The sequence below is a fragment of the Rhodococcus sp. MS16 genome (genome assembly GCF_013277795.1).
In the GTDB taxonomy this organism is placed as follows: Bacteria; Actinomycetota; Actinomycetes; order Mycobacteriales; family Mycobacteriaceae; genus Rhodococcus_F; species Rhodococcus_F globerula.
Window position 1 is genome coordinate 193,513 of sequence record NZ_VBTM01000001.1, and the last position, 24,148, is coordinate 217,660.

Consider the following 24,148-nt stretch of genomic DNA (forward strand, 5'->3'; position numbering starts at 1 on the left):
AGCTGGCGTGGAACGTACCCTGTTCGAACCGGAGCATGACCTTTTCCGGGAGTCCTTCCAGAAGTTCTTGGCACAGCATGTTGCACCCTTCCACGATCAGTGGGAGGAGCAGAACATCGTCGATCGTGGCGTGTGGGTCGAAGCCGGAAAGCAGGGCTTTCTGGGAATGGCCGTTCCCGAGGAATTCGGTGGCGGCGGTGTAAAGGACTTCCGCTACAACGCGATCATCACCGAGGAAGCCACCAAGGGTGGGTACAGCGGGCTCGGCTTCACCCTTCACAACGACGTTGTGGCGCCGTACCTACTCGATCTGTGCAACGACGAACAGAAGCAGCGCTGGCTACCGGGATTTGCATCGGGCGAGCTGATCTCCGCGATCGCGATGACCGAACCCGGCACGGGCAGTGACCTGCAGGGCATCAAGACCAAGGCAGTTCGCGACGGTGACCACTGGATCCTCAACGGGTCCAAGACGTTTATCACCAACGGCATCAACGCCGATCTCGTCATCGTGGTGGCATGTACCGATCCAGACAAGGGCGCACAAGGCTTCAGCCTGTTTGTGGTCGAGCGCGACATGCCGGGCTTCGATCGCGGACGCAACCTCGACAAGATCGGCATGAAGGCACAGGACACCGCCGAACTCAGCTTCACCGACGTTCGGGTTCCCGCTGCCAACTTGCTCGGTGAAGAGGGAATGGGCTTCCTCTACCTGATGAAGAACCTTCCGCAAGAACGTCTTTCCATCGCAGTGGTAGCTGCCGCGGCCATGGAATCCGTTCTCGAGAAGACCATCCAGTACTGCCGAGACCGCAAGGCATTCGGCAAGTCGATCGGCAGCTTCCAGAACACCCGATTCGTGCTGGCCGAATTGGCGACGGAGACCACCGCCGTCCGTGTTCTCGTCGACAAGTTCATCGAGCAGCTCAACGCCGAGAAACTGACGGTTCAGGAAGCCGCAATGGCCAAGTGGTGGACCACCGAGGCCCAGGTCAAGCTGATCGACCGTTGCCTCCAGCTTCACGGCGGCTACGGATACATGAAGGAATACCCGGTTGCCAAGGCGTACATGGATTCCCGCGTGCAGACCATTTACGGCGGCACGACTGAAATCATGAAGGAAATCATCGGACGGTCCCTGAACCTCTGATCGAAGCAGCGACAACTATGGCCCCGGCATCAGCCGGGGCCATAGTTGGTTTTTGATCTGTACGCGTCAGATCTTGCGCATCACGGTGACTACCTTGCCGAGAATGACGGCGTTGTTACCGGAGATGGGTTCGAACAGGGGATTGTGCGGCATCAGCCACACGTCCTTCTTGACCCGCTTGAATGTCTTGACCGTCGCCTCGCCGTCGATCATCGCAGCAACGATGTCGCCGTTCTCGGCGACATTCTGCTGACGCACGACTACCCAGTCACCGTCGCAGATCGCAGCTTCGACCATGGATTCACCGACAACCTTGAGCATGAACAGCGATCCCTGCCCGACCAATTCGCGGGGGAGTGGGAACACGTCTTCGACGGCTTCTTCCGCAAGAATCGGCCCGCCGGCAGCGATGCGACCCAGGACCGGCACAAATGCAGGCTCAGGAAGCGGATCGCCCGCGGCGCTACGAATCTCCGACGCATGCCTCGTCACCGAAGCGATAGCGGTGTCGGCGGCAACCTCGTCCAGTCCTCGGACATCCACCGCTCGAGGGCGATTGGGGTCGCGGCGAATGAAGCCCTTGCGCTCGAGTGTGCGGAGTTGATGCGCGACCGACGACGTCGACGTCAGTCCCACCGCATCGCCGATCTCCCGGATGCTGGGCGGGTATCCACGCTCGCTCACCGAATCCCGGATCACTTCGAGAACGCGGCGCTGCCGCTGGGTGAGAGCTTCGGCTGACGTCGCGGCAACGCCTGCCGTTGCGGCACTTGTGGAGCGATCGTCCTTCATGGCGTTGAGCCTTCCGTGTTTGCGGTGATTGCGGTGATTGCGTGTTTGCGGTGATTGCTTGTCTACGAGCAGTGGATATCAGGATTATCGGCGGTGCAGTGACTATTCGGTCGAACTTTGTTGTCTCGGTCGAGCTTTGTTGTCGGTGGTGCGTGGTTCTCTGTGCGTACACGTCGCCCCGGGAGTCCCAGTTCGGAATTCCCATTGTGTGACCTGACACGAATCTAGTCGCATTTGCTCGCGGTTTCAAACATCTGTTCGACCTGTGTCGCTCGAATAGAAGACTTTGTCAGTCAGACGTGGTAGAAATTCGAACATGCGTTCCATCGAACGCAGGTTCGAACCGCTAACGAGTTCGAATGAGCCGGTGTAGATCCGCGGAGGTCAAGATGGGCAACGCAGCACTGAAGTACGACGCAGCTTTCGAGTACGACCCAGCTTCTGATCAGGCACTTCCGGATCCTCGGGTGGCGCCGAAGTACCACGCGTCGTTCTACGATGCCGCGCCATACGACGAGGCCGTCGGGGCGATGGCTTACCGCGTCCGCCGCGAGACGCCGGAATTTCGCGGACGTCGTGACTCCGTTCGTGAGCCGGCTGGTGATCGCCGATTCGATCGAGATTCGGATTCTTCACGGCCACATAGCGGGAACTTCGAACACCGCAATCGAGTGGGAGTGTCGCGGGCGCCTCATATTGTCCATGTCGATCGTGTCGGTTCCGACGGGGTTGGTTGGCTGAGCATGGCCACGGGAGTGCTGTTGACGGCCGTGGCGGTGCTCGGTTTGGTAGGGCTCGCGGCTGTGTCCACAAGTGGTGCTTCGGATCCGGTCGGTGCTACCTCCGTTGTGCGCGTCGCAGCGGGTGAATCGTTGAGCGACATCGCAGCCGATATTGCTCCCGGTCAATCGGTGGGGGTCGTCATCGAACGGATCATGGATCTCAATGCAATGAATGATTCCAGGCTGAAGATAGGTCAGACGCTGATTGTTCCTGCCGCGCAAGGGCGTTGACGTAAGCGCAGTGCAAGTCGAGGTCTCGGAGTGCGCGGGTGATCGGCACTCGATGGCCGGAGAAGGACCGAGCATGCGTTCGGGTGGTGTCGAACGAGTAAGCTGTGAGCTTGACAGTCACACCACCTCGGGTGGTCGCGCATCTGCTCTGTGGATCCTCCGAAGATTTGCAGTTGGTGGGAATCTTCAATTGCGGCCATTCCTGGCAACGAAGAAGGAACCGCGATGCATTGCCCGTTCTGCCGGCACCCTGACTCCCGAGTGGTCGACTCGCGTGAGGCGGATGAAGGTCAGGCAATTCGCCGTCGTCGTTCGTGTCCCGAATGTGGTCGTCGCTTCACGACTGTCGAGACAGCGGTGCTGTCAGTTGTCAAGCGCAGTGGTGTCACCGAGCCCTTCAGCCGCGAGAAAGTCGTGAAGGGTGTGCGCCGCGCGTGCCAGGGTCGTCATGTCGACAACGATTCGTTGAATTTATTGGCTCAGCAGGTCGAGGATGCCGTGCGTGCTTCCGGTTCGGCCGAGATTCCGAGCAACGAAGTGGGATTGGCGATCTTGGACCCCTTACGCAACCTCGACGAGGTGGCATATCTCCGGTTTGCGTCGGTCTACAAATCCTTCAGCTCCGCAGAAGATTTCGAGCGAGAAATCACCGATATGCGTCATCGCGTGGATGCCAAGGCGTCCGGTGAAGAAGCCGTCGCCGTCGACTGAGTCACGTCGAGGGATCGTCCTTAGATAACGCTCCGAGAACAAATAGGGCTTTTGTCCCTATTTTTCGGCGACAGACGCCTACGCTCGACGAGTACGTTCAGCGGTCCGAGTCGGAATCGCAGCATTCGGGCCGAAAGTCCGCATCTGTCGTTACGGAGGCGTTATGCCCTTGAACGGAATTCTCGCAGTAGTCAACAGCCTGGTCACGTTAGGTCTGGCCAACACCGTCGCAACAATTGGTGGCTCGGTCGCCAATGTGAACATTGTGCAGTGAACCCCTGACGGTCAGCGTTTGATCGCCTCGATTGCTTTGAGCACCCGCTTCTCCGAGACTGGAGTTGGGGTTCCCAGAGACTGTGCGAACAGTCCCACCCGAAGTTCTTCGATCATCCACGAGATGGCGTCGACATCTTTGGCGGTACGACGCTCTTCCGGCAGCGAATTCAGCAATCTGTCGTACGCGGCGTACACCCGATCGAGAACGTCCATGGCTTGGTGGTCGCGATGAGCGCTGGCAGGAAGCGCTTCGAGCCGGAATGTCGCGGCCGCCAGGTACCGGGGTAGCTCGCGTAGTCTCGCCGAACCCAATTCTGCGACAAAGCCGGGGAAGAGGAGCGATTTCAGTTGCTCGCGAACGTCTTCGGCGGCTTCTCCGCGCGATCGCTGGAGGACGACATTCAAGTGGTGTGATTGTTCGAGGATCGGAACGATCATGCGCAGTATCGCGGACACGCGCCCGGCCAACTCCGATCGGGCTGCTTTGACGAGTGCCTCGAAAGCCTCCGGTGTCCGTACCGGTCCACCTTTGGCAGCGATGATCTCGTTGGCTGCGGCTACACGGCAGTCCTCGACCAACGCTTCCAGGCTTCCGTCCGGATTCTGTCCCAGCATGAGTCGGTGTGTATTCGACAGCCCCGACGTGACTGCCTTGAGTTGAGTTGGCACCGCCGCGAGAAGAAGAGCCCGAGTGCCCTCCCGCATTGCCTGTGCCTGCGCTGCAGGGGTACTGAGAACCCGTACTGCCACACCGCCGTTTTCCGGCACCAGCGCCGGGTATCCGGTGACCTGCTGGCCGCCGATGCTCCTGGTGATGGTCGGCTCCAGTGCGCCCAGCGTCTCGGAGGTCCACACCGTCGAGGCTGCCCGTTCGGTGCCGGTCGCTGCTTTGGCAACTTCCTTCTGAACTCGCGGGGCGAGTGTGCGTCGTAGCTGAGCCAGATCCTTGCCTTTGGCCAGAACTTTTCCGGATTCGTCCTCGACCACAAACGTCATTCGAAGGTGATCAGGAAGGGCGCTCGGATCAAAATCCTTCGCGTCGATGTGCGTTGCGCCCAGACGCGACAGCTCGCGCGCCATTGCCGTGAGCAGTGGTTCGGATCGTGGTTTCACGGAAGCCAGTGCTGCGCTTGCATAGTCAGGCGCCGGAACAACCTGCCGCCGGATGGTCTTGGGCAGCGTCTTGATCAATGCCGACACCAATTCGACACGCATGCCCGGTACCAGCCAGTCGAACCCGACGGGTTGGAGTTGTGCGAGAAGACCGACGGGAATGTGCGCGGTGACGCCGTCGTCGTCCTTGCCTGGTTCGAATTGATAGGTCAGTGGCAACAGCATGTCGCCCTGACGCCAGGCATCGGGGTATTCGCCGCCCAGAACCGTTGCGGCATCGGAATTCACGACGGTTTCGGGCGTGAACGTCAACAGGTTCGGGTCTTGCCGGCGTGCTGTCTTCCACCACTTGTCGAAGTGTCGCGCGGACACAGCTTCGGCGCCGACGCGTGAGTCGTAGAACTCGTACAGCGTCTCGTCGTCGACCAGGATGTCGCGTCGGCGGGCCCGGTTCTCGAGTTCTTCGACGTTGTCGAGCAGTGCGCGATTTTCGTGGAAGAACTTGTGCTGTGTAGTCCATTCGCCCTGCACCAGCGCATGGCGAATGAACAATTCGCGCGAGGTTTCCGGATCGATCGACGAGTAGGTGACAGCGCGTCCGGTGACCAGGGGTACGCCGTAGAGCGTCACGCGCTCGTACGCCATGGCCGAACCACGCTTGGAGGACCAATGCGGCTCGGAGTAGGTTCGTTTGACCAGGTGTGGTGCCAGTTTTTCGGCCCATTCCGGTTCGATGCGCGCGGACATGCGGGCCCAGAGCCTGGTTGTCTCCACCAGTTCGGCGGCCATGACCCAGCGGGGTGGCTTCTTGAACAGGCCGGAGCCTGGGAAGATCGCAAAACGGCTTCCGCGAGCACCGAGGTAGTCGCGCTTTTCGCCTTCGCGAAGTCCGATGTGGGAGAGCAGGCCGGCCAGCAAGGATTGGTGGACCGAATTCTCGGATGCGGGCAGTTCGTTGACCGACCAGCCGAGTCCGCGAGTGATCTGACGCAACTGCCCGTGCAGATCCTGCCATTCGCGGATGCGTAGCCAATGCAGGAACTCGTTGCGGCACATCTTGCGGAATTGGCTCGAGGACAGATCGTTTCGCTGCTCGCGGAGGTAGTCCCACAACTTCAGATAGGCGAGGAAGTCGGAGTTCTCCACCGTGAAGCGGGCGTGCTTCTCGTCGGCGGCCTGCTGGAACTCGGCGGGCCGCTCTCGTACGTCCTGAATGGACAGTGCAGCGACGATGACGAGCGTCTCGTGCAGCGCTCCGTTTGTCTTGGCTTCCACCAACATTCGAGCCATGCGAGGGTCGACGGGAATCTGCGCCAGTTCGCGGCCGATCGGAGTCAGTTCCGGATGCGACGCGTCGGATCCTCGTGCGATAGCGCCCAGTTCTTCGAGTAGTCCGATGCCGTCTTTGATGGCTCGCGAATCCGGGGGCTCCACAAACGGGAATGCGGCAATATCGCCGAGACCCAGCGCCGTCATCTGCAGGATCACAGACGCGAGGTTGGTGCGCAGGATCTCCGGTTCGGTGAACGCCGGCCGGGCTTCGAAGTCCTCTTCGGAATACAGCCGGATGCAGATACCCTCGGCGACACGGCCACAGCGACCGGACCGCTGACGCGCTGATGCCTGGGAAATCGGTTCGATCGGCAGCCTTTGCACCTTGGTGCGGACGGAATATCGCGAGATGCGCGCTGTTCCGGGATCGACGACGTAGCGAATGCCGGGAACCGTCAGAGATGTTTCGGCGACGTTGGTGGCCAGGACAACTCGTCGGCCGGTGTGCGGAGAGAACACTTTGTGCTGTTCGGCTGCCGACAGGCGTGCATACAGTGGAACGATTTCGGTGTTGCGAAGCCTGCGGTCGCGCAATGCATCTGCGGTGTCACGAATCTCGCGTTCACCAGACAGGAAGACGAGGATGTCACCCTCGCCCTCTGCGCTGAGTTCGTCAACAGCTTCGCAGACGGCGTCGACCGGATCTCGGTCGTAGCTGATATCTCCGGATTCGACAGTCAATGGGCGGTAACGCATTTCCACCGGGAAGGTTCGCCCGGACACCTCGACGATCGGCGCGGGCTTCCCGTCGACGGCAAAGTGCTGAGCGAACCGCTCGGGGTCGATGGTCGCCGAGGTGATGATGACCTTGAGGTCGGGTCGGCGGGGGAGTAGCTGCGCCAGATACCCGAGGATGAAGTCGATGTTGAGGCTGCGTTCGTGAGCCTCGTCGATGATGAGAGTGTCGTAGCGGCGCAACATCTTGTCGCGCTGAATCTCCGCAAGCAGAATGCCGTCGGTCATCAACTTCACGTACGTGCGGTCGGAAACTTGATCGGTGAATCGCACTGTGTAGCCCACGGCGTCGCCGAGTTCGGTGTCGAGTTCTTCGGCTATTCGCTCGGCGACCGTTCGCGCGGCAAGGCGCCGGGGCTGAGTATGGCCGATCAGTCCGCGAACTCCGCGTCCCAGTTCGAGGCAGATCTTCGGGATCTGAGTGGTCTTGCCAGAACCTGTCTCGCCGGCGACGATCACCACCTGGTTTTCGGAAATCGCGCGGGCAATGTCGTCTTTGCGTTGACTGACCGGCAGTGCCTCGGGGTAGGACACTGCGGGCACGTTCGCCGCGCGTTCGGCCAGCCGGATGCGCGCGGATTCGATCTCCTGGGCCAGTGTTGCCAGGTTCTCCGGCGTGCGGGCGCGGTCGAGTTTGCGCCGCAGACGGTTCTCATCACGGAATGAGACTTCGGACAGGGCGCGTTTCAGGTCGCTTCGTCGTGGTGAGAGCGGGGCCGGTGGTGTTGTAGACATGCTGACGGACAGCTTATCGAACGCCGGGAAATCTCACTCCCGCAGCGTGCGTTGTGACACGATCGGGCAGTGACGACATTTGCGACATCCACTCCGATGGCGGTACGCATTCTCCGCCTTGCGTTTGCGGTCTACGGGCTGACCGCCTTGTTATGGATCCCGCTACGCAACGCCGAGGGATTCTCCCTGGTGAACTATCTCAGCTATTTCACTATCGAGAGCAATATCGCCGCAGCCGTCGTACTGATTGTCGGAGGGCTGCGGGATCCGCAGTCGCGCACCTGGCAGACAGTTCGAGGCGCCGTGACGCTCTACATGGTGATCACGGGCATCGTCTACGCGGTGCTGCTCTCGGATGTCGATGTGACGCTGAACGACACCTGGATCAATGTCGCCCTGCATCAAGTACTGCCGTTGGTGATGCTTGCCGACTGGGTGTTTTCGCCCTCGCGCCACCGCATCTCCGAAGGGTCGGCCTTGACGTGGCTCGCCTTTCCCGCCCTGTATGCCGTGTATTCGCTGGTTCGCGGAGCGATCGTCGACTGGTACCCGTATCCCTTCCTCGATCCGCGAGCCCACGGTTACGTAGCCCTGGTGATCGGGCTTGTTGTGCTTGCCGTGGCAATGGCGCTGATGGCGCTGGCGGTCAACGCCGTCGGCAAGCTAGGGGCGCGGTGGCGGTACGGCGACGCCGACCGGGACTCTGTCGCGATGTGAGATGTGGACCGCGGGCTGCTACTCCGCCGGAACTTCCTGCAGCCCGAGAGTGTTGCCGCTGGCAAGAACCTGATCGAGACGGTCGATGTTGGGGTGCTTGCCGCGGTTCGCGCGGGCATCGTCTGTGTGCTCGGCAAAAATCGCCAGCGCAGCCGTTGCGGCCTCAGGAGTGATTGCGCCGTAGACCTGGGCGAGGTGGTTGTAGACCTTGACCGAACCAGATTTGCCCGGCTTGTTCTCCACGGTGTCGATGACGGTGCCGTCGGTGTCGAGCACGTTGATGGCGGCGAGGTGATCGATCGAGGGGAGGGCAGCAAGATTCTCGGCAAAAGTCATGGTGATGAGATTACGTGCCCAGGGCGGCGATCCCCACGCAGGGCAGCATCACGCGGGAGACGATTTGTGGTGTCGATATAGTTGCTGCACATCGTGTGCACACCAGCATCGTTGGTATTCGTTTGGACTCGAAGGGGAAAAAGATGGCTTCGGCACTGTGGCACGGGTTCGCGGATATGGGCGCGGTCGAGAAGAACGGCGCATTTGTCGTCTCTCGCGGTGAAGGCGCGTACATCTGGGACTCGCAGGACAATCGGTACCTCGACGCAACTGCCGGGCTCTGGTTCACGAACGTGGGCCACGGCCGGACCGAGATCGCCGACGCCGTTGCCGCTCAGCTGTCGAAGATCGCTCACTTCTCCAACTTCGGCGATTTTGTCCCCGAAACCACGCAGGCACTGGCTGAGCGGCTCGCGAAGATCGCGCCGGTTGCAGGCAGCAAGATCTTCTTCACCTCCGGTGGTTCCGATTCCGTCGACACCGCAGCGAAGTTGGCGCGTCGGTACTGGCATGAGGTCGGCCAGCCCGACAAGAACATCATCGTCGGACGCCAGAAGGCCTACCACGGAATGCATGTTGCGGGAACAGCTCTCGCCGGTATCCCCGTCAATCGCGAGGGGTACGGCGAGCTGATGGCCGATGCTGCCACCGTCGGCTGGGACGACGCCAAGAGCCTCCTCGAACTGATCGAGAAGGTCGGCGCGAACAAGATCGCCGCATTCTTCGCCGAGCCCATCATCGGCGCCGGCGGGGTGTACCTTCCGCCCGAGGGATACCTGGCCGAGGTCCGAGACATCTGCCGTGAACACGACATACTGTTTGTCGTCGACGAGGTTGTCACCGGTTTCGGTCGTATCGGTGGCGAGTGGTTTGCATCCACTCGCTTCGATCTGCAGCCCGACATGATGACCACAGCAAAGGGTTTGACCTCCGGATACGTTCCGATGGGTGCCGTGTTCATCGCACCTCGCGTCGCCGAGCCGTTCTACAACGGTGCTTGGTGGCGTCACGGCTACACCTACGGCGGGCACGCCGGAGCGGCAGCTGCAGCCATGGCAAACCTCGACATTCTCGAGCGTGAGAACCTCCTCGACGAGTCCAAGCGGCTCGAAGCGTCGTTGCACACGCACTTGCAGCCGCTGGCCGAGCATCCGCGGGTTTCCGAGGTCCGCAGTGGGCTCGGGGCCGTCGCCGCCGTTCAGCTGGCAGACCCGGCCGAGGCACTGCCGTTCGTGAAGACGCTGCGCGAGCACGGAATTTCAGGTCGCGCGGCAGGTCAGGGAGCTATGCAGATTTCCCCGACCTTCGTGATGACGGACGATCAGGTGGCCGAGATGGCTGCGGGAATCCTCGCCGCTCTCGGATAGATTTGCGAACTAGCTGCGGCGTCGGAAGAGCTTCTTCATCCGGCGCCGCAGTGTGCTCGGTACCGGCTCCAGTTCGATAGTGTCCTGCTCCGACGCCCTGGCATACGCCTGTGTGTATCGCTCGTGGAGGACGGAGCGAATCTCTTCGGGGGAGTACGCCCGACGCGCACGCTCGTTCCGCACAGCGAGGACTCCGGTGGCCGCGACCCCCATAGCGCCGGCGAGGCCCACGAGCTTCCATATGTGCGAGGCACGAAGTGTCATGCCTCTAGGCTAAAGGTTATGGACCGACGATCACGCTCTCAGGTGACCCTCGACGAGGCAGCCAGTGTCACCCGCACTGGCGATATCTGGATCTTCCGCGGAGATTCCACGGCCGACAAGGCAATTCAGACGCTCACTAACAGTCCGGTCAACCACGTCGGCATGTCGGTGGTGATCGACGATCTGCCACCGCTCATGTGGCATGCAGAGCTCGGTCATTCGTTGCAAGACATGTGGACCGGTCGTTTCCAGCGTGGCGTTCAGCTCCATGATCTGAAGGCCGCCGTGCAGGTGTGGGGAGCCAAGTACGGGCAGCAGGGTTGGCTTCGGCAGCTCGACACCCCGGTGACCCGTGAACAAGAGGATGCGCTGCTGCGCACCATAGCCCGCCTGGACGGCACGCCGTTTCCCTCCACCGCCAAGCTCGCGTCACGATGGTTCGGCGGGCGCGTCCCGAAGTTCCGGAAGAAGCCCGAATCGCCTGCGTCGGGCATCGAAAGTGCCTACTGCGCCGAGGTTGTCGCGCAGACGTACGAGGCAATGGGCCTGATGGTGGGAAACCGTCGCATCAACTGGTTCGATCCCGGCAAGTTCTGGAGCGGCGATCAACTGCCGCTTGCACCCGGCGTGGCACTCGGCGACGAAATTGCCGTGACGCTCAGCGCCGCAGACCTCGAGGCAGGACGGAATCCGGCAGGCCAGTCACAAAGTTCGTGACTGCTCGGCAACCACGCGTCCGCCCACTTCGAGCCATCCTTCGGGTGAGTAGGTGGTGTGCAGGATCGATCCCCGTCCCTGGGTGATCCGAAGCGATTTTCGCAGGTGATCAGTGATGCGCAGGGCTGCCGAGCCGGTAGCTTCGTCCTCGGGGATTCCCGTTTCCGGAGCGAACATCCGTGAGCGGATGGACGATTCGAGTTTGTCCTGCCACGCCCACAGGTAGGAGTGATCGGTTTCGTAGTCCGACGGAACCGCGTCGATTACGTCATCCACCGTTTCCAAGGGGTAGAGAGCAAACTCCGGTGCCCATTCGGCGCGGGCGCGAACCCACGTGAGGTTACTGCTGCGGCGTACGTCGAGTTCGCCGGCGGGGACACCGAGTGTGGTCACCGGCCGTGCCTGATCGTGCAGCCACCAGGTGAGACCGACCGTGGGATGACCGGCAAAGGGGAGTTCTGCTGCCGGAGTGAAGATCTGGGCACTCGCCCGAGTGGCGCCCACTTCGGGGAGATCGACAAAAATCGTTTCGCTGTACCCGAGCGTCGCGGCGACTTCTTGCCGTTCGGATAGTTCGACCAGTGATGCGTCGACAATCCCGAGTGGGTTGCCGTGCTTTCCGTTCTCGTCCGTGAAGACCCGGACCACACTCACTTCGATGCCCATCGGTCCACAGTAGCGCGCCGGAAAAACGAATAAACCCTCCCCACCGTGGAAGGCGGGGAGGGTCTTTCGTCTACTGCGTCGGTCTGGGATCAGACCTGTGCGGCAGCGAGGATTTCATTGGCGTCGACAGCCTGCGCGACACCCATGACGATGGAACCGGCACGGATCGCTTCGAAGATGACCTCGCGGGAAACGCCTTCCTGACGGAGGGTGTTCTCGTGAGCTTCGAGGCAATGGTTGCAGCCGTTGATCGCGGAAACCGCGAGCGACCACAATTCGAAGTCGGCCTTGTCGACGCCCGGGTTGCCGATGATGTTCATCCGCAGGCCCGCACGAAGGTCGTCGTACTTACCGTCAAGGTAGCCCTTGGTGCGGTAGAAGACGTTGTTCATGCCCATGATCGCCGCTGCGCCGAGCGCTGCGTTGTACGCCTCAGCGGACAGGTTGTCTGCCGCCTCGGCTGCGATTTCCTTGAGCGTGGTCGCCGACTTGGTTGCAGCGGCCGTTGCGAGGAGGGTGCCCCACAGCTGCTGCTCGTTCAGAACCGTGGTGCGCGCAATGGAACTCAGGTTGAGCTTGAGATCCTTGGCGTACTCGGGAAGCGAATCTTTCAGGTTGTCGACGCTCATGATCAGACGCTCGCGTTCAGCAGCTCGCCGGCGTTGATCGTCGGGTCGCCCTTCTTCCAGTTGCAGGCGCACAGCTCGTCGCTCTGCAGAGCGTCGAGAACGCGGAGAACCTCGTCGACGTTACGGCCGACGGAACCGGCTGTGACGGAGACGAACTGGATCTCGTTGTTGGGGTCGACGATGAACGTCGCGCGGTCTGCAACGCCGTCAGCGTTGAGGACGCCGGTGGCCTCGGCAAGCTCGCGCTTGAGGTCCGAGAGCATCGGGAAGGGGAGGGTCTTGAGCTCGTCGTGCTGTGCACGCCACTGGAAGTGAACGAACTCGTTGTCGACGGAAGCGCCGAGAACCTGTGCGTCGCGGTCTGCGAACTCGTCGTTCAGCTTGCCGAATGCTGCGATCTCCGTGGGGCACACGAACGTGAAGTCCTTGGGCCAGAAGAAGACGATGCGCCACTTGCCTGCGTAGTCGTCGCTCGTGATCTGAGTGAAGTAGTCGTCGGGCTGCTGAGCGTCGACCTTGGAGAGGTCGCCGCCGATAACGGCCTTCAGGTTGTATGCCGGGAACTGGTCGCCGATTGTCAGCAGAGCCATATGTCTCGTCCTCCTACTTGTCTTGTGAACAGGTTTTTCTCACACGCACGATCACGAATGTTTGTGATCGAAAGTTCTCGATACCGTCGAAGCGGGTCTCACCGTCATGGTGCGCGACCGGCGCTTTTTGGTATGAGTCCATTCTGCATCAAAGTGGTCAAAAGGTAAAGGTGATAGGTGGCACTACACTGATAGCCATGGCTGATCAGACTTATCAACCTTCCTTGTCACAGCTGCGTGCCTTCGTATCGGTGGCCGAACATCGGCACTTCGGCACCGCCGCAGCACGTTTGAGTGTGAGCCAACCCACACTCTCGCAGGCGTTGGCCGCACTCGAATCGGGCCTCGGCGTGCAATTGATCGAACGCAGCACCCGGCGTGTCCTCGTCACAGGCGACGGTCAGCGGCTTCTCAGCCAAGCGAAACTGATTCTCGAGGCTGCCGACGGATTTGTCGCGAGCGCCGCCGGAATGGGGGATCGATTGGCCGGCCCACTTCGGATCGGGCTGATTCCCACTGTCGCGCCGTACATCCTGCCGTCACTGCTGCCGGCATTGCGGACGTCCATGCCAACGGTTGCACCTCACGTCATCGAGGACCAAACCGCACGACTGCTCGACTCGCTCCGCTCCGGTGCCCTCGATCTGGCCTTGCTCGCCCTGCCGGCTGGTGCGCCTGGGTTGATCGAGATACCGCTCTACGACGAGGATTTTGTTCTGGTCGTCCCAGCAGACCACGCGCTGGCAGGACGCAGCGATCTCACCGCTGACGTCCTCGACGAACTGCCCTTGCTGCTTCTCGATGACGGGCATTGCCTGCGGGACCAGACACTGGATCTGTGCCGTTCCGTCGACGCCCACCCGCTCTCCGGGGATACGCGGGCAACATCCTTGGCGACGATCGTGCAGTGTGTCGCCGGCGGGCTCGGTGTGACCTTGGTCCCCGAATCGGCTGTGCCGGTGGAGAGTCGGCGGGGTGAACTCGCCACGGCGACATTCACGGCACCTGCCCCTGGCCGGACAATCGGACTGGTATTCCGCTCGTCCAGCGGCCGCGCCGAAGGGTTCAGGCAGTTGGCGGAGCTGGTGAAATCCGTTGCGCCGGGGCGGACGATCCCTCAATGACCCCTGTCGTTGTGACCGGAACCAGTACTGCTCGATTCCTTCAGATCGATATTTGACGGGTTTGGCATCCGGAAACCCCGGAAGAAACTCCGGAGCCTTGTGGAAATTCCACATCTCTCCGGGTTCAATGGTCTTGGCGTCGAATGTAGCCGGATTGGCCTCGAGGATTGGCCGACGAGGTGCAGTGTTGCTGTTCAGTCGGCGAATAGGCCTATTTCGTATTCGCGGTTCTCTGTTATCTCGATGGGTTTACAAGTGTATTTCGCGAACTCGAGTACTTTGTCGAGGGGAACGCCACTCTGACGGGAAATTTGGAGTCGTGTCGTCGATCCCGAGGATTTCCTTCACGATCTCAACAGCCATATCATGCAGAGCGTAATCTTTGACTAATCGATTATTTCCATTGTCGAAAGCTTCGAGATGCCACATGTTTCACTTTCCATGTCTGCGGCTGGCGTCGGCGGGTTTAGTCGGGCGATCCGGCATTGGAGTCGAAATCGCCTAGATGCGTGCCGTTCTTACAGTACTCAGTCAGCGAATAGTCCAACGAAATATTCGCAGTTTTCGATTACGTCGATAGGTTCGTGGGTGTACTTCGCGAACTTGAGAACTTTGTCGAGTTGAACGCAACTGAAACGTGCGACGACGGGTAGATCGAAGTTGTTGTCGTCGATGCCGAGGATTTCCTTCACGATCTCGGCAGTCATGTCGTGCAAGAGGTATTTTTCGGTGCGAAATTCGGTCTCGTTGTCGAAAGCTTCGAGGTACCACATGTTTCACTTTCCTGCTCGACGACTTGGTGCGGCGCGGATGGTCTGGCCGCATCAATTGAACTTGTCGGGTTCGAGCTGACAATCGAGGCCCAGGCTCGGTTCAATCCGTTAGATCTGAGACTTCAAACTCACTATTTCGGTCTATCTTGAAGGGTTCGTTACTGTATTTAGTGAACTCGGGCACTTTGTCGAGGGGTACGTCATTCTAGGATCCAGACGGGTAAGTCGAAGCCGCTGTCGTCAACGCCGAGAATATCTTTCACGATTTCGGCAATCATATCGTGCAAAAGGTAGATCTCGGTTTGTAATTCGGCGTCGTTGTCGTAGGCCTGGAGATGCCACATAAACTTCTCTCCTGGTTTGCGGGTGGAGTGGCGGGTCCGGAGTCGTGAAGTCGATCTGATGAACCGTCGGGCTCGACTGGTATTCGAACTCTCGATGGTTGTTACTCAGTTAAGAATGCTACTTCGTATTCACAATTTTGGTCTATCTTGAAGGGTTCGTTAATGTATTTAGCGAACTCGGGAACTTTCTCAAGAGGTACGTCATTTTGACGTATCCCAACGGGTAATTCGAAGTCGCTGTCGTCGATATCGAGAATTTCTTTCACGATCTCAACGGACATTTCGCGTAAGAGGTACTCCCCGGCTAATAATTCAGTATCGTTGTCGAAAGCTTCTAAATACCACATGTCTCACCTTTCTGTTCGGCGGCTTGGGTCGGCGGGTTTGGTCTGTGTGCCTGTATTCGCATCTTATTCTCCTAGATGCGTGCCGTTCTTGTTGTATTTCTCGACGGCACCGTGCTGATAGTCCCATTCGTAGATGTTGCCTTTGTCATCTTTCCAGCGCTTTCGCTCGTTCATTCTCTTGACTAGTTTGGCATTCGGGAATCCGGGGAGGTGCCGCGGTGCGGGATAGTAACCGAGCGTGTTTCCTCCGCCGCCGGTGTTGGCATTGAAGGTAGTCGGGTTGGCTTCGAGCAGTGGTTGCAGCTCGTTGACCGCACCCACAGCAGCAGCCCCCGCCGCGGCGACGCCACCGACCACCGTTACGGCGACCGCGTCCACGGCGCCGAGTACCCCAACGACGCTGGCAGCGATCACACTTCCCGTCGCTCCGGCCGCGGCGACGGTACCAGCACCGAGGGTAAAGAGTGCGGTGACTGCGCCGGCCAAAGCCCCGACGATGATGGCTTTGCCGACGATGTCGAAGATCTTGCGGTGAGCCTCCTCGATTGTCTGTGCCCACTCGTCGCAGGCGGCGGCCAGTGTGTCGTACTGATCGGCGACGGCGTTGGTAGTGACGAAGACATTGTCGAGTTGAGCCAGGACCTGCGGCATCTCGTCGGAGTCGAGTTCCTCGAGGGCGACCCACGCTGTACCCGTTGCATCGTTTGCATCGCGCAACCCCTCGGCGGCTGTGCGCCACGCTCGCCCGAGTGCTTTCAATTTGTCGGGGTTCCCGTTGGGCCACATGTGTCCCTGCAGCCACGCAGTAATCAACTCCCACCCGAGCGGCGGGTCGGTATCGCCGCCGAGCGCCCCGTAAAACGCCGGCGCCGACACGGTCGGAAGCTGCGACGCCGGCCCCTCCGGGGGCTCCGGCGGGTTGGTATTCGATCGCTCGGTGTTGGCGTGGTTGACACCGGTCGCCGCGAGTAGATCGTGCAGTTTGCTGAACGCGTTGACAATGTTTGTTCCGGCGGCGACGGCATCAAATGCGGCGGGGTCATAGCTCGCGGCCCACCCGGCTCCCGCGTTGTCGGTTCCGGCGCACCCCCAGTTGGTTTGGAGCGTTTCACCGAGCAGACGGATCACACTGTCAGTGCTGTTGCTGACCGTTTTGTACTGTGTGGCAGCGTCGATGAGGACTGCGGGGTCCATTGTGATCGGCGCCATCAGGGCCACATCCCACTGTTGTGTCGCGCGTTGGCGAGATAGCGATCGTGCGCGCCCTGGGCCATCGATTCGAGTTCGGACAGTGCAGTGCGCATGTCTTTCAGTTCGCGGTGCAAGGTTTCGTGTTTGGTGCGGTGGGCATCGGCGGCGTCGCCGTCCCAGTCGACGTTGAGGGCCACGACTTCCCGTTCGACGTCGGTGATGCGGGCTTCGACGCGCATGCCGATCTGCTTCGCCCTGCCGACGAGACCGAGGATTTGCTCGGTGTCGGCAGAGTACCGGCCCATCAGAAGTCCATGTTCAGTCGAGTACCCGAAATGCTGCCGGCATTCTGGTCGTCGGTCCTTCTGTACTCGGTAGCTGCTTGATGCAGCAGTCCGGCGTCCTCGGTGAGTGCGCCCGCGACCTGGCGGGCGGAGTCGACCCACTCGGCCCACAGTGCGGCGTGGGTTCGGGACGCGTCCCCGGTCCATTCGGCTGTCATCAAGGATTCGGCATCGCGGCGCAACGTTTCCACGTCGTCCCAGAATTCGTCGGCGAGGTCTGAAATTCGAGTCGCTGTTGCGTGCATCTGTTCGGGATCGCAGCGCATCATTGCCCGCCAATTGATTTCTGGTACAGGTATTTTGCCTTTTTTGCGCTGGTAATGCCCACGATGGATCTACGCATTTACTGGTCCCCCCGGGCAGTGTAAATCTCGATGGAGTCTAGACCAATGTCGTCGCATGTCACTAACGCGAGGTGTTTGTCCGGAGTGTGCGGGCAGAGGTTTGGGCATGCACATTTTCGCCGACGGGTGTCAGCGAAAGTGGACTCGAGATGTGTGACTACTTCGCAGCGATGACCGCTCCGGGATTGAGAATTCCTAGGGGATCAAGCGCATCTTTGATTTTCCGGTTCAACGCCATGACGTCCTCGCCTAGCTGAGCTGGCAACCAGTCGCGCTTGATCCGGCCCACACCGTGTTCGCCGGTAATGGTGCCGCCCAGCGCAATTGCGAGATCCATGACCCGTCCGAATGCGATCTGGGCGCGCTCTGTCATATCGGGATCAGACGGATCGAACACGATCAGTGGATGAGTGTTTCCGTCGCCGGCGTGCGCCACGGTGCAGATAAGGACATCCAGGTCCGCGGCGATGGCTTCCACCCCCGTGATCAATCGTGGCAGCGCTCGCATCGGAACGCCGACATCTTCGAGGAGCAGATTCCCCAACGCCTGAACGGCTGGAAACACCGCCCGTCGGGCCGCAGTGAACGCATCACCCTCGGCCTGGTCGTCTGTCGCGAAAACTTCGGTGGCCCCGTTGTTTTCGCACGCTGCGACAATGCTCTCGATCTCGAGTACACCAGCGGCGCCGTGGGCATCGGATTGGGCCAGAATCAGTGCGCGAGCCTTCCGGTTGAGCCCCATCCGCACAGAATCCTCGACAGCGTTGATGCTGGCGTGATCCATGAACTCGAGCATCGCCGGACGCATTTTGCCGGTGATCGCCAAGACTGCGTCGGCAGCTTCCTCGACGGAATCGAACGACGCGACGACAGTTGAAGCGGGCGGCTGCGCCGGAATCAGACGCAAGGTGATCTCGGTGATGATGCCGAGAGTGCCTTCGCTGCCGACAAACAGTTTGGTAAGTGAGAGTCCTGCAACATCTTTCAGGAGCGGGCCGCCCAGTGACACTGCAGTGCCGTCGGCGAGCACTACCTTCAGGCCGAGCACATAGTCGGTGGTGACGCCGTATTTCACACAACAGAGTCCACCGGCGTTGGTAGCGGCATTGCCGCCGATGGAACAGATCTCGAACGACGACGGGTCGGGCGGGTACCACAGCCCATGCTCTGCGGCAGCTTTCTTGACCTCGGCGTTCATCAAGCCGGGCTGAGTTACGGCCACCCGAGCTACCGGGTCGATGGTGATCTCGCGCATTCGCTCGGTGCTGACCATGATGCAACCGTCGACGGCGCTGGATCCACCGGAGAGTCCTGATCCGGCACCGCGCGGAACCACGGGAATGCGATGTTCGGTGGCCCAGCGCATCACGGCCTGGATATCTTCGGTGCAGGTGGCCCGGACAACGGCCAGCGGGTTGCCTGCATTCGGATCGGCTGCCCAGTCTTGGCGGTAACCGGCCGTAAGGTCCGGATCGCGCAGGAGCGCACCATCCGGCAGCGCAGCGATCAGTTCTGCCAGGACCGTCGAATCAACCGAAGTCATAACTCCATCATGCGCGCAGAACTTGGGGATGCGAGGTGAGTTGGCTGAACTGCCCGCTAGCGGCCCTTCGGTTTGCCCGTGAACCGGCCACCCGAACTCTTGGTGCCGCCCGACTTGCCGCTACCCGCTTTGCCGCCGGCCTTGGCTTTGCCGCCGCTGGTATTGCGGCCCGAGACGCTCTTTGCCGTTCCGGCACTCTTGGCTTTGTGATCGGCTTTCGCGGCCTCGGCACGACGTTCCTTCGCTGCCTGCTTGGCCTTGACCGAACCCTTGATCTTCTCGGCCGGCTGACCATTGCGTCCGCGTGAACTCTGAGCGGTACGTCCTCGCACGATGCCGATGAGTTCTTCGACCAATTCTGTGGTCTTGGACTCCAGCCAAGCCAAAGCAATAGGGGACTCGGGAGCACCGGCAACAGGACGGAAAGTCAGATCCTTGCGGTGGTGCAACCGCGCCACCGAATGCGGAACAACAACAACGCCGATGCCGGCCGCAACCAACTCGATTGCGTCGGCGATCGTTTCCGGCCGCTCGGCTGCTGCCTTACCTGGACGCGTCGGCCACTCGAGGGTGTCTTCGAGAGGGTTGAGCACAATCTCGTCGCTCAGATCGGCGACGGAAATCTGGTCTACAGCGGTGAACACGTGATCTTTGGGGATCACCACGACCGGCGTCTCCGCATATAAGGAGATCGCGCTGAGCTCGGTGCGATCGATCGGCAATCGAACCAGGCCGGCGTCGGCTTCGCCCGCCCGTAGCGCTGCCACAACCTCGAGAACCGGAAACTGGACCAACTCGAGACGGACGTCCGGAAGCCGCTCGTGCCACACTCGAATCCACTTGGTCGGCGTTACCCCGGGGGCATACGCGAGTCGAAAAATTGCCGGACTATCCGCGTTGCTCACCCGGCAAGGTTACCGCCTTGGTAAAACGCGACGCGATGGCTGGCTACTCTTGTTGCATGACGTCGAACAAAACGCCCCAGACGATGAAGCCGACGACGGCTGCCAAGAAGCTGGGTGTGTACCTGGAAGCAACACCGAAAGAGTTCCAGGAAGGCGACGTGACCCGTGAAGAACTGACCGCGCTTCAGACCGAAGCTCCGGAGTGGCTGCTGGAACTGCGCCGCACCGGCCCGCACCCGAAGCAGGTCATCGCCGCAAAGCTGGGCATCTCCATCGCCGGCCTTGCTCGCGGCGGTGTCGAAGAGGCGCTCACCACGGATCAAGTTGCTGCCCTGCTGGAAGAAAAGCCCGAATGGCTGGAGAAAGAACGCGCACTGCAAGCGGAGGTGCGCGCCGAGAACCTCCGTATCAAGGAGAAGCGCGCTTCGCGCCGCAATCAGCCGCGCAAGGCTCGTAGGGGCTAAAGCCCCCGTGCGCCTTTTTGGTAGTGCCCACTACCAGAAAGGCGCACAGGGTGTCAGCCCTCGACGATGCTGAGCTCGTCGAACACGATTTCACCCAACGCGTCGGACTCCGGGATATCGACGACACCGAGCAGTGCCCAGCCGTGATCACCTTCCGGGTCCTCGAGCACCTGACGCACTCGCCAGAACTCGCCTTCCTCGACTACCTGGAACAACGCCGGCCCACGCGCCGACGGTCCCGTTCCGATCGAGCTGTACTCCTCGAAGTAGGGGAGCAGTTGCTCTTCCCACTCGGCGGCGTCGATACCGTCGTCGAGGTTTTCCAGTTCGTTCCACTGTCGCCGCGACGCGAGGTCGATCCGACGGAACATCGCGTTGCGCACCATGACGCGGAACGCGCGCGGGTTTGCCGAGATCGGGCGCGGAATGTCGGCGCCGAATGCAACCTCTTCGGTGTCGGCTTCGGCTCCGGGGTCGGTCAGCGACTCCCACTCGTCTAGCAGGCTCGAGTCGACTTGTCGGATCAACTCACCCAGCCACTCGATGATGTCTTCGAGTTCTTCGGTGCGCGCTTCGGTGGGCACGGTCTGGCGCAGGGCGCGGTAGGCGTCCGCGAGGTAACGCAGAACCAGTCCTTCGGAGCGGGTGAGCCCGTAGTGACTGATCAATTCGGCAAAGGTCATTGCGCGTTCGATCATGTCGCGTACGACGGATTTGGGGGAGAGCGCAAATTCGGTGATCCACGGATGGCCGCCGCGGTACATCTCGAAGGCGGGGAACAGTAACTCCGCCAACGGTTTCGGCCAGGTGACCTCTTCGAGGAGTTCCATACGCTCCTCGTACTCGATGCCGTCCGCTTTCATCTGGGCAACAGCCTCACCGCGGGCGAAGTGCTGCTGACCCATCAACACCTGACGGGGGTCGTCGAGCGTCGATTCGATGATGGACACGACATCGAGTGCGTACGTATCGGATTCGACGTCGAGGAGTTCGAACGCAGCGAGAGCAAACGGCGAGAGTGGCTGATTCAAGGCGAAGTCGCGCTGCAAGTCCATCGTCAACCGCGCCATCCGGCCGTGCTCGTCCGGTTCGTCGAGGCGTTCCACGATGCCGGCGCTGAGCAATCCGCGGTACAGCGAGATCGCCTTGAGGATGTGCTTGCGCTGCGCCGGACGTGATTCGTGGTTGTCCTCCAACAGATGTCGCATCGCGTCGAAGCAATTACCCGGTCGGGCAATGACATTGAGCAGCATGGAGTTGCTGACGGAGAACCGCGACACCAAGGGTTCCGGTGATGCCGCAACCAGGCGGTCGAATGTCGCTTCGCTCCACGAAACAAATCCTTCGGGAGCCTTCTTGCGTTGAATTTTCTTGATCTTCTTCGGATCGTCGCCCGCCTTGGCGACTGCTCGCAAATTGTCCACTTCGTGTTCCGGCGCCTGCACCACGACGGTACCCATCGTGTCGTAGCCGGCGCGGCCGGCACGACCTGCGATCTGATGGAACTCACGAGCCTTGAGGTGGCGGGTGCGGACGCCGTCGTACTTGGCCAGACCCGTCAGCAACACAGTGCGGATGGGGACGTTGATGCCGACGCCGAGTGTGTCGGTACCGCAGATGACCTTGAGCAGACCGTCCTGGGCAAGGACTTCGATGAGCCGTCGGTACTTGGGCAACATGCCGGCATGGTGAACGCCGATGCCGTGGCGAACCAACCGGGAGAGTGTCTTGCCGAATCCCGTCGTGAAGCGAAATCCGCCGAGCGCCTCGGCAATTGCTTCCTTCTCCGTCTTGGAGCAGAAGTTGACGCTCGTCAGCGCTTGCGCTCGTTCGAGAGCTGCGGCCTGCGTGAAGTGCACGATGTACACGGGCGCCTGGTTGGTGGTGACCAACTCTTCGATGGTCTCACCGACCGGCGTGGTGGCGTACGAGAACATCAGGGGGACAGGGCGTTCGGTACCAGACACGACGGTGGTGGGCTTGCCGGTGCGACGAGTGAGGTCCTCGGAAAAGAAGTCCACCTCGCCCAGAGTTGCGGACATCAGCAAGAACTGGGCGTGCGGTAGTTCGATCAGCGGGACCTGCCACGCCCACCCGCGATCCGGTTCGGAGTAGAAATGGAACTCGTCCATCACTACCTGGCCGATATCGGAATCGGGGCCCTCTCGCAGCGCGAGATTTGCGACGATCTCCGCTGTGGCACAGATGATGGGAGCCGACGAGTTGACGGCAGCGTCGCCGGTCATCATGCCGACGTTCTCCGCGCCGAACACCTCGCAGAGCGCAAAGAACTTCTCGCTCACCAACGCCTTGATGGGCGCGGTGTAGTACGTGCGCTTGCCCTGGGACATCGCGTAGAAGTGCGCGCCGATCGCCACCATCGACTTTCCGGAACCGGTTGGGGTCGCCAAAATGACGTTTGCACCCGAGACCAGTTCCATCACAGCCTCTTCCTGGGCAGGATAGAGCGTCAAACCACGCTCGATCGTCCAGGATAAGAAGGCGTCGAAAACGGAATCGGGATCCGCGTTGTCGGGGAGCAGTTCCGTCAGCAGCACTTGTACAGGTTAGCCGCTGGCGGTGATCAGGTTGCGCTGCGCTCGTCCGAGCCCATCGCATCGAGTACCGCCATGCGTGTCGACGACGAACCGGTGATGGTGTTTTCACCAACCCCGGCAATCAGCATGTGCCGCCAGTGCGCCTCGTCGAATACCAGTGGCGCGGTGCTCGCGAGGAACTCCTCGATCACCTGAAGGAAATGCATGGGGTCGTCGCGGAAGGGGAAGTGTCCGGATCCACGGAAAACTTCGAGTCGGGAGTTGGGCATCGCCGCATGGGCGAGGTGCGCGTGCGAGACGGGAATCACGGAATCCTCGTCACCCCAGATCAACTGAACCGGCAGATTCTCGGTCAGGTAACACCGATCGAGCATCGTGACGACCTGACCTCGCCAGTCGACTACCGCGCGCAACGTCCGCAGGTATGCCTCGTAGGCAGTGGGGTCTGGTAGTTCGGCGAGAACACGAATCAGGTCAGGAGTGTCGTGCAGCATGGTTCCCGGGCGCAGGTTCGATCCGTGAACGGCGCCGGCGAGACTACCGGCGAAACGCACGATCGGCATCGCTCCGGGAATGCGCAGAAGTTTGAGGACCTCGTTGACCACCGGCACCGACATCAACCGAAGAATCGGATGGACGTCTTTGGTGATGCCGCCGGTCGAGACCAACACGAGTCGATCGACCATGTCGGGGAACTGGTATGCAAATTGCATCGCCACGCCGCCGCCGAGTGAATGCCCGATGACACTGACGTGTTCGATGCCCAGAGTGGACAACAGATCGCGCATGCCGTTGGCGTAGGCCGCTACCGAGTAATCGGCACGAGGCTTGTCGGAGCGACCGTGCCCGAGAAGATCGGGGGCGATGACGGTGTAGTTCTTGGCCAGATGGGGGATGATCTCCGTCCACGTGGACGAGTTGTCGCCAATGCCGTGCAGGAGCAGAACTGCAGGGCCGTCGCCGGCAATGCGAAAAGCTCGACGGTAACCGTGAATCGTCCGAAACATCATCCGCGGTTCCTCGTCGGGAACTGGCCGGAGCTGCCGCGTTCGGGGTCTGCTCATGTCG

The 24,148-nt window shown here is 60.8% G+C and carries 24 protein-coding genes; 8 read left to right on the forward strand and 16 right to left on the reverse strand.

What is annotated here, in order from left to right:
- The first annotated feature begins 7 nt into the window (after nucleotides 1–7).
- A complete protein-coding gene (locus tag FEZ60_RS00900; RefSeq protein ID WP_033234819.1) occupies nucleotides 8–1,150 on the forward strand; it encodes an acyl-CoA dehydrogenase family protein in 1,143 nt (380 codons plus the stop codon).
- Between the two features lie 66 nt (nucleotides 1,151–1,216).
- Here FEZ60_RS00900 and lexA read toward each other — a convergent pair whose 3' ends face one another.
- Nucleotides 1,217–1,942 (reverse strand): transcriptional repressor LexA, encoded by a 726-nt coding sequence (lexA, locus tag FEZ60_RS00905; protein WP_033234818.1) that lies wholly within the window; start codon nucleotides 1,940–1,942, stop codon nucleotides 1,217–1,219.
- A 389-nt stretch (nucleotides 1,943–2,331) separates the two neighbouring features.
- Between lexA and FEZ60_RS00910 the strand changes: the two genes are divergently transcribed.
- Together FEZ60_RS00910 and nrdR are read left to right on the forward strand one after the other, a co-directional pair.
- A complete protein-coding gene (locus tag FEZ60_RS00910) occupies nucleotides 2,332–2,955 on the forward strand; it encodes a LysM peptidoglycan-binding domain-containing protein (protein WP_242484358.1) in 624 nt (207 codons plus the stop codon).
- A gap of 225 nt (nucleotides 2,956–3,180) precedes the next feature.
- Nucleotides 3,181–3,666: a transcriptional regulator NrdR gene (nrdR, locus tag FEZ60_RS00915; protein WP_033234817.1), complete on the forward strand. Its 486-nt coding sequence runs from the start codon at nucleotides 3,181–3,183 to the stop codon at nucleotides 3,664–3,666.
- A gap of 285 nt (nucleotides 3,667–3,951) precedes the next feature.
- Here the strand turns inward: nrdR and hrpA are convergent, their stop codons facing one another.
- On the reverse strand, nucleotides 3,952–7,857 hold the full coding sequence (gene hrpA / locus FEZ60_RS00920) for an ATP-dependent RNA helicase HrpA (RefSeq protein WP_172935340.1): 3,906 nt from the start codon (nucleotides 7,855–7,857) through the stop codon (nucleotides 3,952–3,954).
- Nucleotides 7,858–7,953: 96 nt separating this feature from the next.
- Between hrpA and FEZ60_RS00925 the strand changes: the two genes are divergently transcribed.
- Nucleotides 7,954–8,574, forward strand: coding sequence for a Pr6Pr family membrane protein (locus FEZ60_RS00925; RefSeq protein ID WP_033234815.1), 621 nt, complete (start codon nucleotides 7,954–7,956; stop codon nucleotides 8,572–8,574).
- Between the two features lie 18 nt (nucleotides 8,575–8,592).
- Here FEZ60_RS00925 and FEZ60_RS00930 read toward each other — a convergent pair whose 3' ends face one another.
- On the reverse strand, nucleotides 8,593–8,910 hold the full coding sequence (locus FEZ60_RS00930; RefSeq protein ID WP_033234814.1) for a DUF2322 family protein: 318 nt from the start codon (nucleotides 8,908–8,910) through the stop codon (nucleotides 8,593–8,595).
- A 143-nt stretch (nucleotides 8,911–9,053) separates the two neighbouring features.
- Here FEZ60_RS00930 and FEZ60_RS00935 point away from each other — a divergent pair, with 143 nt between their 5' ends.
- Nucleotides 9,054–10,277, forward strand: a complete 1,224-nt coding sequence (locus FEZ60_RS00935) for an aminotransferase class III-fold pyridoxal phosphate-dependent enzyme (RefSeq protein ID WP_172935341.1) — start codon at nucleotides 9,054–9,056, stop codon at nucleotides 10,275–10,277.
- Nucleotides 10,278–10,286: 9 nt separating this feature from the next.
- Here FEZ60_RS00935 and FEZ60_RS00940 read toward each other — a convergent pair whose 3' ends face one another.
- Complete coding sequence (locus tag FEZ60_RS00940) at nucleotides 10,287–10,541, reverse strand: hypothetical protein (protein WP_045067403.1); 255 nt, start codon at nucleotides 10,539–10,541, stop codon at nucleotides 10,287–10,289.
- Between the two features lie 18 nt (nucleotides 10,542–10,559).
- Here FEZ60_RS00940 and FEZ60_RS00945 point away from each other — a divergent pair, with 18 nt between their 5' ends.
- The gene (locus FEZ60_RS00945; RefSeq protein ID WP_033234811.1) at nucleotides 10,560–11,258 is read left to right on the forward strand and encodes a hypothetical protein; all 699 of its coding nucleotides are present in this window, start codon (nucleotides 10,560–10,562) and stop codon (nucleotides 11,256–11,258) included.
- On the opposite strand, the gene FEZ60_RS00950 is transcribed toward FEZ60_RS00945, so the two are convergent.
- The 3 genes from FEZ60_RS00950 to FEZ60_RS00960 all read right to left on the reverse strand — a co-directional run bounded on the left by FEZ60_RS00950 (nucleotide 11,244) and on the right by FEZ60_RS00960 (nucleotide 13,143).
- Nucleotides 11,244–11,924, reverse strand: a complete 681-nt coding sequence (locus FEZ60_RS00950; protein ID WP_172935342.1) for a PhzF family phenazine biosynthesis protein — start codon at nucleotides 11,922–11,924, stop codon at nucleotides 11,244–11,246. The genes FEZ60_RS00945 and FEZ60_RS00950 overlap by 15 nt on opposite strands.
- An 89-nt stretch (nucleotides 11,925–12,013) precedes the next feature.
- The gene (locus FEZ60_RS00955; RefSeq protein WP_172935343.1) at nucleotides 12,014–12,553 is read right to left on the reverse strand and encodes a carboxymuconolactone decarboxylase family protein; all 540 of its coding nucleotides are present in this window, start codon (nucleotides 12,551–12,553) and stop codon (nucleotides 12,014–12,016) included.
- A 2-nt stretch (nucleotides 12,554–12,555) separates the two neighbouring features.
- Nucleotides 12,556–13,143 carry a peroxiredoxin gene (locus tag FEZ60_RS00960; RefSeq protein ID WP_033234808.1) on the reverse strand — a complete coding sequence of 196 codons (588 nt, stop codon included), beginning with the start codon at nucleotides 13,141–13,143 and terminating at the stop codon, nucleotides 12,556–12,558.
- Nucleotides 13,144–13,340: 197 nt separating this feature from the next.
- Between FEZ60_RS00960 and FEZ60_RS00965 the strand changes: the two genes are divergently transcribed.
- Nucleotides 13,341–14,267 carry a LysR substrate-binding domain-containing protein gene (locus FEZ60_RS00965; protein WP_033234807.1) on the forward strand — a complete coding sequence of 309 codons (927 nt, stop codon included), beginning with the start codon at nucleotides 13,341–13,343 and terminating at the stop codon, nucleotides 14,265–14,267.
- A 527-nt stretch (nucleotides 14,268–14,794) separates the two neighbouring features.
- On the opposite strand, the gene FEZ60_RS00970 is transcribed toward FEZ60_RS00965, so the two are convergent.
- The 7 genes from FEZ60_RS00970 to FEZ60_RS01000 all read right to left on the reverse strand — a co-directional run bounded on the left by FEZ60_RS00970 (nucleotide 14,795) and on the right by FEZ60_RS01000 (nucleotide 20,058).
- A complete protein-coding gene (locus tag FEZ60_RS00970) occupies nucleotides 14,795–15,040 on the reverse strand; it encodes a hypothetical protein (RefSeq protein WP_033234806.1) in 246 nt (81 codons plus the stop codon).
- A 200-nt stretch (nucleotides 15,041–15,240) separates the two neighbouring features.
- A complete protein-coding gene (locus FEZ60_RS00975) occupies nucleotides 15,241–15,384 on the reverse strand; it encodes a hypothetical protein (RefSeq protein ID WP_155276686.1) in 144 nt (47 codons plus the stop codon).
- Between the two features lie 410 nt (nucleotides 15,385–15,794).
- The gene (locus tag FEZ60_RS32235) at nucleotides 15,795–16,940 is read right to left on the reverse strand and encodes a colicin E3/pyocin S6 family cytotoxin (protein WP_202025568.1); all 1,146 of its coding nucleotides are present in this window, start codon (nucleotides 16,938–16,940) and stop codon (nucleotides 15,795–15,797) included.
- On the reverse strand, nucleotides 16,940–17,227 hold the full coding sequence (locus FEZ60_RS00985) for a WXG100 family type VII secretion target (protein WP_033234803.1): 288 nt from the start codon (nucleotides 17,225–17,227) through the stop codon (nucleotides 16,940–16,942). Before FEZ60_RS00985 ends, FEZ60_RS32235 begins: the two co-directional genes overlap by 1 nt.
- Nucleotides 17,227–17,601, reverse strand: coding sequence for a WXG100 family type VII secretion target (locus tag FEZ60_RS00990; RefSeq protein ID WP_307718109.1), 375 nt, complete (start codon nucleotides 17,599–17,601; stop codon nucleotides 17,227–17,229). Before FEZ60_RS00990 ends, FEZ60_RS00985 begins: the two co-directional genes overlap by 1 nt.
- Nucleotides 17,602–17,767: 166 nt before the next feature.
- Entirely contained in the window at nucleotides 17,768–19,153 is a 1,386-nt protein-coding gene (locus tag FEZ60_RS00995) for an FAD-linked oxidase C-terminal domain-containing protein (protein WP_033234801.1), read from the reverse strand.
- Nucleotides 19,154–19,209: 56 nt separating this feature from the next.
- Nucleotides 19,210–20,058, reverse strand: a complete 849-nt coding sequence (locus FEZ60_RS01000) for a LysR substrate-binding domain-containing protein (protein ID WP_033234800.1) — start codon at nucleotides 20,056–20,058, stop codon at nucleotides 19,210–19,212.
- A 56-nt stretch (nucleotides 20,059–20,114) separates the two neighbouring features.
- Here FEZ60_RS01000 and FEZ60_RS01005 point away from each other — a divergent pair, with 56 nt between their 5' ends.
- Nucleotides 20,115–20,522, forward strand: a complete 408-nt coding sequence (locus FEZ60_RS01005) for a DUF5997 family protein (protein ID WP_033234799.1) — start codon at nucleotides 20,115–20,117, stop codon at nucleotides 20,520–20,522.
- A 53-nt stretch (nucleotides 20,523–20,575) separates the two neighbouring features.
- Here the strand turns inward: FEZ60_RS01005 and FEZ60_RS01010 are convergent, their stop codons facing one another.
- Complete coding sequence (locus FEZ60_RS01010) at nucleotides 20,576–23,080, reverse strand: DEAD/DEAH box helicase (RefSeq protein WP_033234798.1); 2,505 nt, start codon at nucleotides 23,078–23,080, stop codon at nucleotides 20,576–20,578.
- Between the two features lie 26 nt (nucleotides 23,081–23,106).
- On the reverse strand, nucleotides 23,107–24,144 hold the full coding sequence (locus tag FEZ60_RS01015) for an alpha/beta hydrolase (protein ID WP_033234797.1): 1,038 nt from the start codon (nucleotides 24,142–24,144) through the stop codon (nucleotides 23,107–23,109).
- Nucleotides 24,145–24,148 lie beyond the last annotated feature (4 nt).

What these genes read in the sequence shown, in the direction of transcription:
- FEZ60_RS01015 (WP_033234797.1), bottom strand. Translation starts at nt 24,144, where the DNA reads ATGAGCAGACCCCGAACGCGGCAGCTCCGGCCAGTTCCCGACGAGGAA.
- FEZ60_RS00975 (WP_155276686.1), bottom strand. Translation starts at nt 15,384, where the DNA reads ATGTGGCATCTCCAGGCCTACGACAACGACGCCGAATTACAAACCGAG.
- lexA (WP_033234818.1), bottom strand. Translation starts at nt 1,942, where the DNA reads ATGAAGGACGATCGCTCCACAAGTGCCGCAACGGCAGGCGTTGCCGCG.
- FEZ60_RS00945 (WP_033234811.1), top strand. Translation starts at nt 10,560, where the DNA reads ATGGACCGACGATCACGCTCTCAGGTGACCCTCGACGAGGCAGCCAGT.
- FEZ60_RS00970 (WP_033234806.1), bottom strand. Translation starts at nt 15,040, where the DNA reads ATGTGGTACCTCGAAGCTTTCGACAACGAGACCGAATTTCGCACCGAA.
- FEZ60_RS00925 (WP_033234815.1), top strand. Translation starts at nt 7,954, where the DNA reads ATGGCGGTACGCATTCTCCGCCTTGCGTTTGCGGTCTACGGGCTGACC.
- nrdR (WP_033234817.1), top strand. Translation starts at nt 3,181, where the DNA reads ATGCATTGCCCGTTCTGCCGGCACCCTGACTCCCGAGTGGTCGACTCG.
- FEZ60_RS00935 (WP_172935341.1), top strand. Translation starts at nt 9,054, where the DNA reads ATGGCTTCGGCACTGTGGCACGGGTTCGCGGATATGGGCGCGGTCGAG.
- FEZ60_RS32235 (WP_202025568.1), bottom strand. Translation starts at nt 16,940, where the DNA reads ATGGCGCCGATCACAATGGACCCCGCAGTCCTCATCGACGCTGCCACA.
- FEZ60_RS00950 (WP_172935342.1), bottom strand. Translation starts at nt 11,924, where the DNA reads ATGGGCATCGAAGTGAGTGTGGTCCGGGTCTTCACGGACGAGAACGGA.
- FEZ60_RS00940 (WP_045067403.1), bottom strand. Translation starts at nt 10,541, where the DNA reads ATGACACTTCGTGCCTCGCACATATGGAAGCTCGTGGGCCTCGCCGGC.
- FEZ60_RS00910 (WP_242484358.1), top strand. Translation starts at nt 2,332, where the DNA reads ATGGGCAACGCAGCACTGAAGTACGACGCAGCTTTCGAGTACGACCCA.
- FEZ60_RS00985 (WP_033234803.1), bottom strand. Translation starts at nt 17,227, where the DNA reads ATGGGCCGGTACTCTGCCGACACCGAGCAAATCCTCGGTCTCGTCGGC.
- FEZ60_RS00930 (WP_033234814.1), bottom strand. Translation starts at nt 8,910, where the DNA reads ATGACTTTTGCCGAGAATCTTGCTGCCCTCCCCTCGATCGATCACCTC.
- hrpA (WP_172935340.1), bottom strand. Translation starts at nt 7,857, where the DNA reads ATGTCTACAACACCACCGGCCCCGCTCTCACCACGACGAAGCGACCTG.
- FEZ60_RS00955 (WP_172935343.1), bottom strand. Translation starts at nt 12,553, where the DNA reads ATGAGCGTCGACAACCTGAAAGATTCGCTTCCCGAGTACGCCAAGGAT.
- FEZ60_RS00965 (WP_033234807.1), top strand. Translation starts at nt 13,341, where the DNA reads ATGGCTGATCAGACTTATCAACCTTCCTTGTCACAGCTGCGTGCCTTC.
- FEZ60_RS00995 (WP_033234801.1), bottom strand. Translation starts at nt 19,153, where the DNA reads ATGACTTCGGTTGATTCGACGGTCCTGGCAGAACTGATCGCTGCGCTG.
- FEZ60_RS00960 (WP_033234808.1), bottom strand. Translation starts at nt 13,143, where the DNA reads ATGGCTCTGCTGACAATCGGCGACCAGTTCCCGGCATACAACCTGAAG.
- FEZ60_RS01005 (WP_033234799.1), top strand. Translation starts at nt 20,115, where the DNA reads ATGACGTCGAACAAAACGCCCCAGACGATGAAGCCGACGACGGCTGCC.